Source organism: Edwardsiella hoshinae NBRC 105699 = ATCC 33379 (assembly GCF_000474215.1).
GTDB lineage: Bacteria > Pseudomonadota > Gammaproteobacteria > Enterobacterales > Enterobacteriaceae > Edwardsiella > Edwardsiella hoshinae.
In genome coordinates, this window is the sequence record NZ_BAUC01000003.1 from 39,356 (window position 1) to 54,792 (window position 15,437).

The window sequence follows — 15,437 nt, forward strand, 5'->3', positions numbered from 1 at the left end:
GTGATAATGCATTAGGGGGAACCCCCTCAGCGAATTAACATGTCAGCCATCACCCACTTTTATTTAGATTACAGTCATGATAGCAATAATGTGCCGCAACACCGCCCGCGCTCAAACGAACACCATCGCAGCGCGTCGCTTCTTCAGCCAGGGCCTCTTGCTCACAACATTACCATGCAGTGCATCGCAACGGCCTGCGCATCTAATAATAGATTCATCATCAGATGATTAATATAAAGATATGGCTTGTTAGCAACAGCCAAACAATAAAAAAGTACGCTTTATTTTCTGCCTATGATAATACATCCGAGCGGGACGACGCACCTCATTAACTTTTTATATCAATATGAATCACTCGCTCTTATCGTATTTACCTCGTTTCCCACGGGGAATGTCTTATGCCAGAGACAGGACGCGCCGAAAGCGCATCATATCAATCGCCTATTGCGGGATGCCAACACAACGGCCTGCTCTGTGCCATCCACTCAGCCACAGCTCGCTCGACTCGGTAACCCCTTACCGAAGAGTCATTCCGCCCAAGCGGCCGCATTATCATAGAGGGCAGTCACGTCCTGAATAGCCACGGAGAAGGCTCACGGATGACAACGGGGCTGCACGTCGCGCCGCGACAGCGAGGCATAGCGGTATTTTGGGGCGGGTAAAAAGCGCCCCGGAAATCCCCATCAAACGATGCGACGATCCGGGACTCCCGTTTCATTTTTGCCCATAGTAGGCATGCGGTCCATGCTTGCGCATAAAGTGTTTATTCAGTAGATAATCGTTGATGGGGCAGAGATGCGGGTTGATCCCGCGCGCAATCCAGGCCATCCGAGCCACCTCTTCCATCACTACCGCGTTGTGTACCGCATCCTGCGCATCTTTACCCCAGGCAAACGGACCATGCTGATAGACCACCACTCCCGGGGTATACAATGGCTCCACCTCCCCCAACGTCTCGCAGATCACCTTACCGGTGTTCAATTCATATTCTCCCTGCACCTCCTCTACTGTCAGCGCTCGGGTACACGGAATATCGCCGAAAAAATAATCGGCATGGGTCGTTCCTAGCGCCGGTATCGCCAACCCGGCCTGTGCCCATGCGGTGGCGTGAGTAGAGTGCGTATGCACGATGCCGCCGAGTGACGGGTAACGCTGGTACAAGGCCAGGTGCGTCGCGGTGTCGGAAGAAGGACGGTAGCGCCCCTCTACGACTCGCCCCGCCATATCCACCACCACCATATCGTCGGTCTGCATGGTTTCGTAGGCGACACCACTGGGTTTGATCACCACCAGCCCACGTTCACGATCGATGGCGCTGACATTCCCCCACGTAAACGTCACCAACCCGTAACGGGGTAAACTCAAGTTGGCGTCGCATACCTGCTGTTTCAACGTGTGCATTACTCTGTCTCCAGTAGACCGGCGCCAGCCATGCGCGCCTTCACCCAATCACGAGCTTGCGCCACTTCACGCGCAGGATCATCCGCCGTCTCACTCCACATCTCAATCAAGTACGGCCCGCAGTAGCCATGCTGCTTGAGCGTGGCAAAGCAACGCTCAAAGTCCACCACCCCCTCGCCGAACGCGACATTCTTAAACACGCCCGGCTTGCTATCTTTGACGTGCACCGCCACGATATGGCCAATTCCTGCCTGCAATTCCATTTGCACATCGTTATCCCACGCCGACAGATTTCCGATATCGGGGTACAGCTGAAACCAGGGGTTATTGAGATAATGCAGGTAACCCAATGCCTTGCTGATGGAGTTCATCAGCGGGTAGTCCATGATCTCCATCGCCAGCGTCACCTGTGCACGACTGGCCATATCCACGCTCGCTTTCAGCCCTGCGCGGAACCGACAACGTGTATTAGCATTCGCCTGTTGATAATACACGTCGTAGCCCGCTAACTGGATCACGCGGATCCCCACATCCTGGGCAAACTGGATGGCTTTACGCATGATCTCCAGCGCCTGTGCCCGCACATCATCATCCTCACTGCCCAGAGGGAAACGGCGATGCGCGCTCAGGCAGAGAGAGGGAATACGCACACCGGTTTCCGCAATGGCGCGGATCAGCGCCAAGCGCTGTTCAGCGCCCCAGTCAAGACGCGCCAGGCGCGCATCAGTTTCATCCACTGACATCTCAACAAAATCGAAACCCAGCGTTTTTGCCAGTTGCAGGCGGGCCAGCCAACTCTCCCCAGCAGGGAGGGCTTTCTCATAAATGCCAAGCGGGATCTGTTGTGACAACATATCCGCTCCTTATCCCCACAATTGGGCGATAGCCTGTTTAAACTGACGGGCCGCCTCAACCGGAGAGGCGGCATCACGAATGCTGCGACCGGCGATAAAAACGTGAATAGGGATGCCTTGGAACAGGGGAAGATCGCCCAGCGCCAAACCGCCGGTGACCGTGACTTTAAATCCCATATCCGACAGCTGTTTGATGGCGTGGATATCCCCCTCACTCCACGCCACACCGGCCGCCTGCGCATCCCGGCTACGGTGATACACGACCTGCTGAATTCCTGCGTCACGCCAGGCCTGTGCCTGTTGCCACGTCCAGTAGCCGGTCAGTTCGATTTGTATATCCCCGCCGAATTCTCGTGCAACATCCAATGCCCCTTTCGCGGTATTAATATCCGCGCAGCAGATGACCGTCACCCAGTCCGCATTGGCTTCGAAGCACATCCGAGCGAGGATTTTCCCGGCGTCAGCAATTTTAGCGTCGGCCAATACGATTTTATGCGGATAGAGCGCCTTCAGGTCACGAACGGCACGTACGCCTTCACCGACACACAAAATAGTGCCGACTTCAATAATATCGACCTCCTGTGCGATCAGACGAGTCGTTTCATAGGCATGGGATAGTGTTTGATTATCCAACGCGACCTGCAACATGGGTAATGACATGATATTTACCTCCTAGGCATTAAGCGTAGCGTTAGTGCGGTCAATTAAGTTCAACACGTCCTGCTCGGTACGGCAGGCGCGCAACCGATCGAAATTGGCTTCATCTTCAAATAAATTCACGATTTGCATGATACCGACCTCCTGATGCGTATTTGCATCGACCGCCGCCAGCGTGATGAGAATATCAACCGGATCGTTATCTTCGTGGTTAAACACTAACGGTTCCTTCAGGGTCACCAGTGCAAAGCCATTTTTTTTCACGCCCTCTTCTGGTCGACCATGCGGCATCGCCAGGCCTGGTGCGATGACAAAATAGGGGCCATGCTGCGCGACGCCATCTAAAATCGCCTGATAGTAACGAGGCTCTACCACATCAGCGCTAACCAACAGATCAACCCCGATTTTTACCGCCTGCTGCCAGGTATCGGCGGCGACTTGCAAGCGAATAGAATGGTTTTCTGCCAGCGAATCACGTAATTTCATGAGAACTCCTTACCTTACATCCTGGGGGAAATGTGCTTTGATCACCTCCAGCAATTTCGGCCCAAAATCCGCCGGCGATAACATATTGCGGACGCCAATAACATATTTGTTACCGGAAACGCTAATCTCACCGACGATATGGGTAGATGCGATAATAATGTCCGCACTATTCAGCTCACTTTTATATTCACCAACGGCACAGCTATTCACCGAGTGATCGATATTCTCCTGGGTTAAAAACTGATCCACTTTCATTTTCATGATCATGGAACTGCCCTGCCCGTTACCACATACTGCCAGAATTCGTACCGTCATAATCCAAACCTCTTATTGAACAGAATGATCCGCTAGTCGTTTTTCCGCATCTTCTTCAGCGCGCAAGGTACGCCCGGCAAAGAACATGTAGAGCAATGCAATAATCAACATCACCCCCATAAATGCGATGCCGAGAGAGAAAAAGCCTTGCATCATCGGCGGTGCCAGAATCGACCAATCCGCCATCCCCATCCAGGCGCTCATGCCGGTCAGTTTCACCGCCCACACACAGCCAAAGATTTCTATCATCCCCATCACCAGGCAAATTTTGAGCGCCGCGCGCCAACCGCCAAAATGGTTGGCAAAGACACCGATGGTGGCGTTAGAGAAAAACATCGGAATAAAGCCGGGAATGATCAGAATGGATGAACCACAAGCCACCAGAATCCCCACGGCAATCAGTTGACCGACGGTACCCCACATAAAGCCCCAGACTACCGCATTCGGCGCGAAGCTATAGATGGCGGCGCAGTCAATCGCCAGCACCGCGCCGGGGATCAGTCGTTGTGAGATACCGTTAAAGGCTTCAGAGAGTTCGGCCACAAACATGCGCACACCTTGGATAATGATGAATATGGCCACCGCGAACGAGAAACCGGTTTGCAGAATATAGATCGTCCAGTGGGTTTTACCCGCCATCGCCTGTACGGTATCAATACCGAAAGAAAGTAGAATCGCGCCAAAAAAGATAGTCATCACAATGGCGGTAGAAACGATGTTGTCATGGAAAATATTCAACCAGCCCGGTAGGTTAAGATCTTCAACACTCTCTTCTTTTTTCCCCAGATAAGGGGCAATTTTATAAGCAATCCACGAAGCAAACTGCTGTTGGTGACCAATGGAGAAACCACAACCTCCGGTTACCTCCTGTGTTGGCTGGTACATCATATTGGCGGTGATCCCCCAATACAGAGAGACCAGGATCGCCGTACAGATAATCGTCGTCCACATCGAATAACCAAAGATGTAGAAAGAAACCGCGATCAGCCCGGCCTGCTGAAACATGATGTGCCCGGTCAACATGATGGTGCGGATACCGGTAATTCGGCGCAACAGGACATAACCAATATTCAGTGCCAACGCTAGCAGTACGGCATAGCCCACCCAACTGTAGGCGTTGCCCATGCGCTCAACGGTTGCCATCATCGCTGCATAGGTATCTGAAATGGCACCATTAATACCGTATATTTCCGACATCTTCGCGACGACCGGTTTGAAGGTGCTAGTCAGGATCCCAGAACCCGCCTGTAGCAGCATAAAACCGATAATCGTTTTTATCGTTCCTTTAATAATGACACTGATACTTTTTCGCAGCAGGATATAACCGATACAGGTCACAATACCCAGTAGCAATGGCGCATTCGTCATGACCTGATTAAAAAAAACAGTAAAAATGTTGTAGAGGATCTCCATAACGATCTCCAGTAGACGGAATTGCTCAATACTGACCTATTTACAATGCTTCACATTCACTCATGATTTCAAAAACAATCATAATAAGATTTATTTTGATTAAATGTGACGTGACGCGCAATAATTAGCATGCTTGCGTGATGCTTGGCTACCCAGCGAGATATGTTGAAAAAAATCAATACAGATCATATTGATAGAAAAAAATCATCACTACCCCCTCTTACCAGTCCATTATATTACCTTTGCTAAACCCATGCTAAAGTGTCAATTCAGCCATTGCCATCTTGATAGCAAAGTGTCAGTATGAATCAAATTAAGTCACAGTATGATTTAAACTGAACCGCTATGAAGGTGAATACGATGAGTAAAGTGAACAGTATCACGCGTGAATCATGGATCCTCAGCACCTTTCCGGAATGGGGAACCTGGCTGAATGAAGAGATAGAGCAGGAACAGGTGGCAGCAGGCACCTTTGCCATGTGGTGGCTCGGCTGTACCGGGATCTGGCTGAAATCAGAAGGCGCGACGAATGTCTGCGTCGATTTCTGGTGTGGAACCGGCAAACGAACTCACGGCAATCCGTTGATGAAAGCAGGCCATCAGATGCAACGTATGGCGGGGGTGAAGAAATTACAGCCTAATCTACGTACCACGCCGTTTGTACTCGATCCGTTCGCCATCCGTCAGATCGATGCCGTACTGGCAACCCACGATCATAACGATCATATTGATGTGAATGTCGCGGCAGCCGTAATCCAGAATTGTGCACAGGATGTGCCATTCATTGGACCACAGACCTGCGTGGATTTATGGGTTAGCTGGGGCGTGCCTAAGGCTCGCTGTATCGTGGTGAGACCAGGGGATGTGGTAAAAATCAAAGATATTGAGATACATGCTCTTGATTCGTTTGACCGTACTGCACTGATCACTTTACCGGCCAACCAACAAGCGGCCGGGGTTTTGCCAGACGGTATGGACGCCCGTGCGGTAAACTATCTGTTTAAAACACCGGGCGGTAATCTGTACCACAGTGGGGACTCCCATTACTCTAACTACTATGCGAAGCACGGCAATGAATATCGGATTGATGTCGCCCTAGGCTCCTATGGTGAAAACCCCCGTGGTATCACGGATAAAATGACCAGCGCGGATATTCTGCGTATGGCAGAGTCGCTGAATACCCAGGTTATTATCCCGTTCCACCATGATATCTGGTCAAACTTCCAAGCCGATCCCCAGGAGATCCGTGCGCTGTGGCAAATGAAAAAGGATCGCCTCAAGTACCATTTCAAGCCGTTTATCTGGCAAGTCGGCGGAAAATTCATCTGGCCGCTTGATAAAGATAACATCGAATATCACTACCCACGCGGTTTTGATGATTGCTTTAGTATAGAGCCGGACTTGCCGTTTAAATCCTTCCTCTAACCATAACGTATGCCGGATCTCTCCGGCATTTTCCTCTTGGCCTTAGTATTTTCAGTTTATTTCAGATATCATCTTTTTAAATCAATTCATCCCGGAATCGCGCATGACCGAAGCACAAAGACATCAAATATTACTGGAGATGCTGGCACAATTGGGCTTTGTCACCGTGGAAAACGTCACCGAGCGCCTGGGGATCTCTCCAGCGACGGCGCGTCGTGATATCAATAAACTCGATGCCAGCGGTAAGCTCAAAAAAGTACGCAACGGCGCAAAAGCCATCGCCCAGCAGCGCCCACGCTGGACGCCGCTGAACTTGCATCAGGCACAAAATCACGATGAAAAAGTCCGTATTGCCAAGGCGGCATCTCAATTGGTGAGCTCAGGCGAAAGTGTGGTCATCAACTGCGGCTCGACCGCATTTCTGCTGGGCCGCGAGATGTGTGGCAAACCGGTACAGATTATCACCAACTATCTGCCATTGGCGAATTACCTGATCGACCAAGAACACGAAAGCGTCATCATCATGGGCGGGCAGTACCATAAGACCCAGTCGATTACGCTGAGTCCGCAGAGCAGCGAAAACACGCTATATGCAGGCCACTGGATGTTTACCAGTGGTAAAGGCCTCACCGCCGATGGTTTGTACAAGACCGACATGCTCACAGCCATGGCTGAACAGAAAATGCTCAGCGTCGTCAGTAAACTGGTCGTACTGGTCGATAGCAGTAAAGTGGGGGAACGCGCCGGCATGTTATTTAGTACAGCCGAGCAAATCGACATGGTGATCACGGGGAAAAATGCTAACCCTATGATCCTGCAACAGCTTGAGGCCCGTGGCGTGACGGTGATGCGCGTTTAACACCTGAGGCGACGCGCGCAACAGGGGGAGATATGCACGGGCTGCGCGTGTATTCGTGGCAGAACATGCCCGCTCACCTCATCATACCTCGGTGCTCATACAGCACCAAGGTATGATGAGGGCTGTGCCTGCTACTACCAGCTAAAACGCGCGCCCGGATGGCTCCTCTCTACTTCGAACGCCGCCCGGGGAGACGGGATCACTCAGTGCTGTAACCACCATACCGCTTCATAAGGACGCAAATACATTGCTTGCGGCTGCTCGGCGCTATCCGGATAGTTGCTGAGCAAACATTGCCAGCCGTCACCGCCGGGCTCGCTAGGCGTCCAGCGTTGTCGCTCCCGGCTGAGATTCGCGACCACCAGCAATGTCTGTCCCTGCCAGCGCCGGCGGTAACACCACAACACGCGCGAGGCCGGCAAGAGATCCTGGTAATCCCCCCAACAGAGCAGCGGCAGACGTTTACGCAACGCAATCAGCGCCTGGTAGGTATAAAAGACCGAATCACGATCGCCTAGGGCCGCCTCGACATTAATCTCGTCCGCATTATCACATAGGCCAATCCACGGGGTCGCGCTGCTAAACCCAGCATGCACGGCCGCACTCCACTGCATCGGAGTCCGTCCATTATCGCGTGAGCGACAGGCCAGGATCGCCAGCAATGTCTCGGCGTCTTGCCCCTGCGCCTGCCGCTGGCGAAACATATTGAGGCTTTCCACGTCGCGATATTCACTCAGTTGACGAAAGTGCGGGTTGGTCATGCCAATCTCTTCCCCCTGATAAATGTAAGGCGTCCCTTGCATGCCATGAAGCACCATCGCCAACATTTTGGCTGACGGAACCCGGTACTCGCCCTCATCGCCAAAGCGCGATACGATCCGTGGCTGATCGTGGTTACACCAGAATAAAGCATTCCAAGCCACCGAATGCATCCCGCGTTGCCAGTGGCTGAATAACGCCTTTAACGCCACGTAGTCCGGCTGCGCCTGTGTCCATTTTTCTCCGTTCGGATAATCCACCTTCAGATGATGAAAATTGAAGGTCATCGACAATTCCCGTCCATCCAGCGCCGCATAGCGCTGGCAGTGTGCCAGCGAGGTCGATGACATCTCTCCGACGGTCATCAGATTACGCGGAGTGAATAGATCACGGCTCATCTCCTGTAAAAACTCATGTACCCGCGGGCCATCGGTATAAAAACGCCGACCATCTCCCTGCTGGTCATCCGGAAAACTCTGCGTTTTAGAGATCAGATTAACCACATCAAGACGCAGGCCGGCAACGCCGCGATCGGCCCAAAAGGCGGCGACTTTCTTCAGTTCGGCGCGTACCGCCGGATTTTCCCAGTTAAGATCCGCCTGTTGTGGGGTAAACAAATGCAAATAGTATTGCTGGCGATCGGCCTGCCACGCCCAGGCGCTGCCGCCAAACTTGGCACTCCAGTTATTGGGCCGATCGCGCCAGATGTAAAACGAGCGATAAGCACTATCTGGCTGACAGGCGGCACGAAACCATGGATGAGCGGTGGAGGTATGGTTAAACACCATATCCAGCACGATGCGGATGCCGCGCGCTTTTGCCTCGGCCACCAATTGATCAAAGTCGGCCAGCGTGCCATAGGCCGGATCAATGGCGGTGTAGTCCGCCACGTCATAGCCATTATCCACCTGGGGGGACACATAAAATGGCGTTAACCAGATGGCATCGACCCCTAAGGTTTGCAGATAATCGAGTCGGGAGATAACGCCTGGGAGATCGCCGCTGCCGCTGCCGGTCGTATCCTGAAAACTTTTCGGATAGATCTGGTAAATAACACCGTTTTGCCACCAGTGAGCTACGGTTTCCATCACATTTTCCTCATTAACAACGTCCTGGGAATAACCAAGGTCTTTCCCGCCCCCTACGCTGCCTGTAGTGTGCCCTGACGAAACTTACGCTGATAAACCAGCGAGGTCAGAACAATCGGTACCACCACGGCGATGATCATCGCCAAGGCATAAACCGGCCAGTAGATTGGTTGGATCGAGAGGATACCAGGCAAGCCACCTACGCCAATCCCATTCGCAAGGACGCCATTCAAGCCACACAGCAAACCGGCTAGCCCGGAGCCGATCATCGCGCACAGCATGGGGAAGCGGTACTTCAGGTTAATCCCATACATGGCCGGTTCGGTCACCCCCAGATAAGCCGAAATCGCCGCAGGAACCGAAATCTCACGCTCATTGCGCTTGCGGCTACAAATGATAATGCCGACCACCGCAGAAGCTTGGGCGATATTCGACAGAGCGATTAACGGCCACAACGGCGTTCCCCCCATGCTCTGGATCATCTGCATGTCGATAGCCAAGGTAGTCTGGTGTCCCCCGGTGATCACCAGCGGGGCATACAGAAAGCCAAACAGCGCCGCCCCCACCGGGGCGAAACTGCCGGTCATCAAATGACGTACCGCAAACGCCACCCCATCACCGATCCAACGCCCAAAGGGGCCGATCAGCGCATGGGCTAAAAATACCGACAGGATCAGCGAACACACTGGAACCACCACCAGATAGAGATAATCCGGCACGATCCGCTTAAGGCGTGTCTCAATGAAGCCAAGGGTCAAACCGGCTAACAGCGCCGGAATCACCTGGGCCTGATAGCCCACCTTGGCGATGGTAAACAGGCCAAAATTCCACACTTCAGGCACCTGACGTCCCAGCATATAGGCGTTCATCAATTGGGGAGAAACCAGGGTGATACCCAGCACGATCCCCAGAATGGGCGAGCCCCCCATCTTCTTCACCGTGGACCAACAGATCCCCACCGGCAGGTAGAAGAAGATGGCCTCACCGATCAGCCACAAGAAATCATAAGCCGTTTTCAACACCGGGTAGATTTGGGCCAGAGTCTGACCGTTGCTCATCGGCAAATCGCCAATCACATTACGAAAACCCAGGATCAGGCCACCACTGATCAAGGCCGGTAGTAAGGGAAAGAAGATCTCGGCGAAATGGGAAATCAGACGCTCATACCACTTCATATTCTGACGCGCAGCCCGCTTCGCCTGATCTTTATCGGCAGAATCGAGCCCCGTTGTTGCTAGCAATGCCCGGTAGTAATCGTCGACATCCGTGCCAATTACTACCTGGAACTGCCCTGCATTGGTAAAGCATCCCTTAACCATCGGCAGCGCTTCTATCGCCTGTGGATTGGCCTTCTCAGGCCGATTCAACACAAAACGTAGACGAGTAATACAGTGGCTAACGGTCGCAATATTTTCACGACCGCCAACCAGTTGGATCAGTGTATCAATATCTTGCTGATTAACTTTTTTCATAAAGAGGCCCCGTATCCAAGGTAGTTACGACCTGGCGTCAGGCTATCCCCTTTGGGGTGAAAGAAAAATGGGAACGTTCCCGATCATTGGCCGAGATCACAAATATTCGTCTAATTTATGATCAGAGTGAATTAGGCCAGACGCCCAGGGATCACTATTTGGCGCACCTCGGTGCGGCCATTGATCTGCGCCAACAGCTGCTTCGCGGCCTGTCGTCCTGCCTCGGCATAACCGGGGTCAACGGTAATGATTTCGGGATGTAGAAACTGCATCAACGGCGTATTCCCCACGCTGGCCAACTGTAGGGAGGTAAGCTGCTGCTCTTGGAGGTATTTACTGGCACCGAGCGCCAGACTATCGGTGGCACATACCAGAGCGCTAGTCGCCGGCGTGATGACATCCGCCACCGCATCATATCCCTGCTTCATCGCCAACCCTGGCAATGTGGCTCGCGGAGTCAGATGATTTTTATGACAAAACTGACAATATGCCTGATAACGACGCAAGCCGGTCGTCACATCGCTGGAGGGGACGCCCAGAAAACTAATATGACGATGCCCCTGCTGATACAACCGCTGCATCAGCATGACAATCGCCCCCTCGTCATCGTAGCAAACCGAGGAGAAGCCATCGGCATCACGTGCCAGCATCACCAACGAGGACTGCCATGCGGCCAACAATCGCTCATCTACGCCGCTGAAACCGAACAGGATCACGCCGTCGACACAGCGGCGACGCAGCATGCCAAGGTGCTCGGCGACTTTATCTGGCGAAAACTGGCTCTCCATCATGATCGGATCATAACCATGCGCGTAGAACACCGGCAACATCGTCTGTATCACCAGATTTTCCGACAAGGAATCCAAGCGGGTCACGATGATCGCCACCACTTTATCACTCTGGCTACGCATCGCCCGGGCAGAGCGCGACGGCGCGAACCCTTGCTGCTTCATGATGGCCTCCACCCGTTCGCGGGTGGCGGGATTAACCCCACTCTCCTGATTCAGCACCCGTGATACGGTGGATTTACCCACACCACTGAGCCGGGCAATATCTTTAATCGTCAGCCGCTTCTGCATCCTGGATATCCTTGCTGTACAACCTAACCCATGCCCGTTCATGCTACCCAACACTGACACAATGAGCAAAAGCTTGTCATCTACTGGCCTCCGTTCATGGGAGAAGGCGTAAACAGCGAAAGATCAAGCGCGGCACGATCGTATAGCGTGATGTCTTTAGGCAACTCCGTAGCGTGATCACACGGCGCATCACCGTCCGTGAGCGGGGGAAAACTAGCAAGTAAGAGGCGTGCGACGCCTTCTGGCGTCCTGGGGGGAGAGCCGGATCAGGTGACGCCAAACAGTGTAAGCGCCAAAGGTGTGAGAGCAGACGGATAATTTAACGCGCTGCCAAGCGCCATTATCCCTCTCTGCCCGCGCCGGCCCTCGTCAGCCAGCGCGTGCTCTCTTGGTCTGAATGACATAATTCATAAAGTAATTTAATAATTGCACATTACAATACATGATAATTAATATTTCATTTCAAACGGAAATTAATTAGAGATATAAAAAACCCGCCGGAGGAGGCGGGCAAAATCATAACGCAACATATGTTTTTTCCATAAAATCAAACCGTTGGCATTATTCACATAAAATATTCAATTATCAATTCTCAAGTCGCAAATATAATTATCTCGAAATAACGAGTGCGCAATGCGGCAGTAATAAAAATGTGATGCAGATCTAAAATAATACATTAATTTGATGTCAGGTGTCGTTTCCTAAAACGATAATCACCTTGATTTATTACACTATAAATACGGACTCGGATTAGTCTGAACCTGTGTTTTTCACCCCCATGTTCAGAGCGTTATTGAATAAAGCGCCCGTCCGCTGGATCGGCAGTCTCCGCGCTCGGTACTTCTCGCCAACGCTGACAACGCAGGAGCCAGACGATATTCCGCATCATCACTTGGCACACCGCGCTAACCAGCCATGACGTTAACGTCGCTTCCCTCTGATAACGTATTATGTGGCTAGCAACCGTATTTCCCCCTGTCCCGCCTCGTGTTTCACACCCGGTGCAGTCTACGCGACAGGCGTCATGCCGCCCCTAATCGAGCATGTTTGCTTTGTGATCATTGTCACAAAACACACGACATCTCCGCATCTTATTTGAGGCGCAATGATAACGAAAATGTCATCATCCGCGTTAGATGACGACCTTGGCTAATAAACAAACCCATTAAATTCAACAAGATGAAAAGATTGGCATGAGATATGCTTTTTCCTGGCCGCATTATTTCTTATAACATAGCGACTGATATATGGCTTCCATATCTAAAGACAAAAAAACAGCATATTTACTGCTTATCGTTTTATGGCTCGTTTGGGGCAATTTTTGGGTGGTATCAAAAAACGCCCTCCCTCTGATGGGCGGCGTATGGATGTTAAGCCTATTCAAGATCGGCGGGGGTGTCGTTGCATTATTTATCGTACTATTTATCAAAAGAAAAAGCGTATCCATGGCGCCGCCGCCATTTATCCCGACCCTATTGTATGGCTTGACACAAACGACCGGCTTTACCGCGTTTGCGGTTTTTGCACTCACACATGGCGGCGCGGGTAAAGTATCCGTATTGGTTTACTCAATGCCAATTTGGGTGATTTTACTGAATGTTTTGGTGTTAAAGCAAAGAATCGCCATCACTCAAGGGATCAAACTGTTGATTCCAATCATCGGCTTTGTGATTGTTGTTGCACCATGGAATATTAATGACAGCAAGCAAATCCTCTCTTCATTGATGGCATTATCAAGCGGGTTGTCATGGGGGATCAGCGTACTCATCCTCAAATGGATCCTTAAAAAGAACCCGGCAACGAATGTATTGAACCTGACATCATGGCAGATGCTTTATGGAACCGTGCCTTTGCTGTTTTTAGCCTGGTATATGCCTCATAGCCCAATGGTGATTAATCAAACATTCGTGTTCTCATTCCTTTACGTTTCGGTCATTGCTAGCGCAATCGGCTGGCTTTGTTGGGCCTCAATTGCCAGTAAGTTGCCTGCCAATATAGCCGCGATCAACTCATTGGCCGCCCCCGCGATTGCGATGGCATCAGGTATGATCTTTTTGGGTAACATGCTATCCATCAGAGACTTGATTGGTGTCGCACTCATTTTTGTTGGCATTGTCATCATCTTTGTATTTCCTAAAAAGGAAAACCAAAGAAAAACTGACGCCGCAGCCAATAACTAGGTATGTCGTGTGGCTCAACGCGCCCGCGGCCTGCTGCATCCCGCAACGGCGAGCATGTCGCCACACGTTTTAGCACAGCGTGGAGCGAGGATGAATGCTGGACACGCGTTCCACGCCGGCATCTGGACACCGCATTATCCACTGGCTGACGAATCAGTCATTGCTCCCCAGGCTGCGCTTTTAGGTGTGGCCTTTTTTCATTATCAACGTTACTGTTTCTCTCTCTGCGCTCAGCAAAGGATTAACATGTATCACGACGTCAGCCATCAGCTCTCCCGCCTTATCACTGGCCCTACAGCGCTACACCAGATCTATTTTGCCAACACTGGCGGCCTGACGCCGGAACTGGCTTACCAGGTCAGTTTCCCCCGGCTGGAGATAGTGCTGGAGGGCGAGTTTGCTGATAGCAGTATCGGCGGCGCTGACATTCCTCTAATGGCCGGTGATGTCCTATACGTTCCGGCGGGGAGCTGGAATTTCCCACGCTGGCAAACGCCGGTGACGACGCTCAGTATCCTGTTCGGTAAACAGCAACTGGGTTTCAGCATCGTTCATTGGGATGGCAAGCAGCATCAAAACCTGACGAAGCAGAATGTTGCTCGACGCGGGCCGCGTATCGGCGCATTCCTGCTGCATACGCTTAATGAGATGCAGATGCAGCCTCAGGAGCAGCAAACCGCCCGTTTAATTGTCGCTAGCCTGTTAAGCCATTGCCGCGACCTGTTGGGCAGCCAGATCCAAACCGCATCACGCAGCCAAGCGCTGTTTGAGGCCATCCGCGACTACATCGACGATCATTACGCCCGTCCTCTTACCCGGGAGTCGGTCGCGCAAGCGTTTTATATTTCACCCAATTATCTTTCTCATCTGTTTCAAAAAATAGGAACCATCGGCTTTAACGAATACCTGAACGCTACGCGTCTAGAGCATGCCAAGACGCTGCTGAAAGGCTACGATCTGAAGGTGAAAGAGGTGGCGCACAGCTGTGGGTTTGTCGACAGTAACTACTTCTGTCGTCTGTTTCGTAAAAACACAGAGCGTTCGCCGTCGGAGTATCGTCGGCAGTATCACAGCCAATTGACAGAAAAAAATTAATCCAGAATAAGATGGGTGTGTTGGGGGGCAGAAAGGAGTTTACGCACGGCGCTCATCACCCGCGCAGGATCGCGCAGAAAAGTGCTGATGCCGGACTGGACATAGCAACACTGGCTGAAACGCTCCGCCTCCGCCAGTTCAATATCGGTGAGCAACACCACCACATCGGCACAGCAGATCTCCTCTGGCGTTAAATGATTTTCGGTGCCGAGCGCGCCTTGAGTCTCAATCTTAATGTGCCACTTCTCTTGTTGACAGAGCTTTTCCAACCGTTCGGCGGCCATATAGGTATGCGCGACACCACTCACGCAAGCGGTCACTGCGACCAGATGTCGTACGGGTACCATTGCCATA

The 15,437-nt window shown here is 51.8% G+C and carries 14 protein-coding genes; 4 read left to right on the top strand and 10 right to left on the bottom strand.

Going from position 1 to position 15,437, the window contains the following annotated elements:
* Positions 1–714: 714 nt before the first annotated feature.
* Genes EHO01S_RS01035 through ulaA form a run of 6 tightly spaced genes read right to left on the bottom strand, consistent with a single transcriptional unit; the run spans position 715 to position 5,126 of the window.
* Positions 715–1,401 carry an L-ribulose-5-phosphate 4-epimerase gene (locus EHO01S_RS01035; RefSeq protein WP_024522212.1) on the bottom strand — a complete coding sequence of 229 codons (687 nt, stop codon included), beginning with the start codon at positions 1,399–1,401 and terminating at the stop codon, positions 715–717.
* Positions 1,401–2,255 carry an L-ribulose-5-phosphate 3-epimerase gene (locus tag EHO01S_RS01040; RefSeq protein ID WP_024522213.1) on the bottom strand — a complete coding sequence of 285 codons (855 nt, stop codon included), beginning with the start codon at positions 2,253–2,255 and terminating at the stop codon, positions 1,401–1,403. The genes EHO01S_RS01035 and EHO01S_RS01040 overlap by 1 nt, the downstream gene beginning before the upstream one ends.
* Before the next feature lie 9 nt (positions 2,256–2,264).
* Positions 2,265–2,915 (bottom strand): 3-keto-L-gulonate-6-phosphate decarboxylase UlaD, encoded by a 651-nt coding sequence (locus EHO01S_RS01045; RefSeq protein ID WP_024522214.1) that lies wholly within the window; start codon positions 2,913–2,915, stop codon positions 2,265–2,267.
* A 12-nt stretch (positions 2,916–2,927) separates the two neighbouring features.
* The gene (ulaC, locus tag EHO01S_RS01050; protein ID WP_024522215.1) at positions 2,928–3,398 is read right to left on the bottom strand and encodes a PTS ascorbate transporter subunit IIA; all 471 of its coding nucleotides are present in this window, start codon (positions 3,396–3,398) and stop codon (positions 2,928–2,930) included.
* A 9-nt stretch (positions 3,399–3,407) separates the two neighbouring features.
* A complete protein-coding gene (ulaB, locus tag EHO01S_RS01055) occupies positions 3,408–3,713 on the bottom strand; it encodes a PTS ascorbate transporter subunit IIB (RefSeq protein WP_024522216.1) in 306 nt (101 codons plus the stop codon).
* Positions 3,714–3,725: 12 nt separating this feature from the next.
* Positions 3,726–5,126 (bottom strand): PTS ascorbate transporter subunit IIC, encoded by a 1,401-nt coding sequence (gene ulaA / locus EHO01S_RS01060; protein WP_024522217.1) that lies wholly within the window; start codon positions 5,124–5,126, stop codon positions 3,726–3,728.
* Between the two features lie 360 nt (positions 5,127–5,486).
* Between ulaA and ulaG the strand changes: the two genes are divergently transcribed.
* Both ulaG and ulaR read left to right on the top strand, forming a co-directional pair.
* On the top strand, positions 5,487–6,551 hold the full coding sequence (gene ulaG / locus EHO01S_RS01065; protein ID WP_024522218.1) for an L-ascorbate 6-phosphate lactonase: 1,065 nt from the start codon (positions 5,487–5,489) through the stop codon (positions 6,549–6,551).
* 103 nt (positions 6,552–6,654) lie between these two features.
* Positions 6,655–7,410 carry an HTH-type transcriptional regulator UlaR gene (gene ulaR / locus EHO01S_RS01070; protein ID WP_024522219.1) on the top strand — a complete coding sequence of 252 codons (756 nt, stop codon included), beginning with the start codon at positions 6,655–6,657 and terminating at the stop codon, positions 7,408–7,410.
* Between the two features lie 203 nt (positions 7,411–7,613).
* Here the strand turns inward: ulaR and treC are convergent, their stop codons facing one another.
* From treC to treR, 3 genes are all read right to left on the bottom strand, one after another.
* Entirely contained in the window at positions 7,614–9,257 is a 1,644-nt protein-coding gene (gene treC, locus EHO01S_RS01075) for an alpha,alpha-phosphotrehalase (protein WP_024522220.1), read from the bottom strand.
* Positions 9,258–9,310: 53 nt separating this feature from the next.
* Positions 9,311–10,729 (bottom strand): PTS trehalose transporter subunit IIBC, encoded by a 1,419-nt coding sequence (gene treB / locus EHO01S_RS01080; protein ID WP_024522221.1) that lies wholly within the window; start codon positions 10,727–10,729, stop codon positions 9,311–9,313.
* 131 nt (positions 10,730–10,860) lie between these two features.
* The gene (gene treR / locus EHO01S_RS01085; RefSeq protein WP_024522222.1) at positions 10,861–11,808 is read right to left on the bottom strand and encodes a trehalose operon repressor TreR; all 948 of its coding nucleotides are present in this window, start codon (positions 11,806–11,808) and stop codon (positions 10,861–10,863) included.
* A gap of 1,247 nt (positions 11,809–13,055) precedes the next feature.
* Between treR and EHO01S_RS01090 the strand changes: the two genes are divergently transcribed.
* Complete coding sequence (locus tag EHO01S_RS01090; protein WP_024522223.1) at positions 13,056–13,988, top strand: DMT family transporter; 933 nt, start codon at positions 13,056–13,058, stop codon at positions 13,986–13,988.
* 246 nt (positions 13,989–14,234) lie between these two features.
* The gene (locus EHO01S_RS01095; protein ID WP_024522224.1) at positions 14,235–15,083 is read left to right on the top strand and encodes an AraC family transcriptional regulator; all 849 of its coding nucleotides are present in this window, start codon (positions 14,235–14,237) and stop codon (positions 15,081–15,083) included.
* Here the strand turns inward: EHO01S_RS01095 and EHO01S_RS01100 are convergent.
* Positions 15,080–15,436, bottom strand: a complete 357-nt coding sequence (locus EHO01S_RS01100) for a PTS fructose-like transporter subunit IIB (protein WP_024522225.1) — start codon at positions 15,434–15,436, stop codon at positions 15,080–15,082. The genes EHO01S_RS01095 and EHO01S_RS01100 overlap by 4 nt on opposite strands.
* Position 15,437 lies beyond the last annotated feature (1 nt).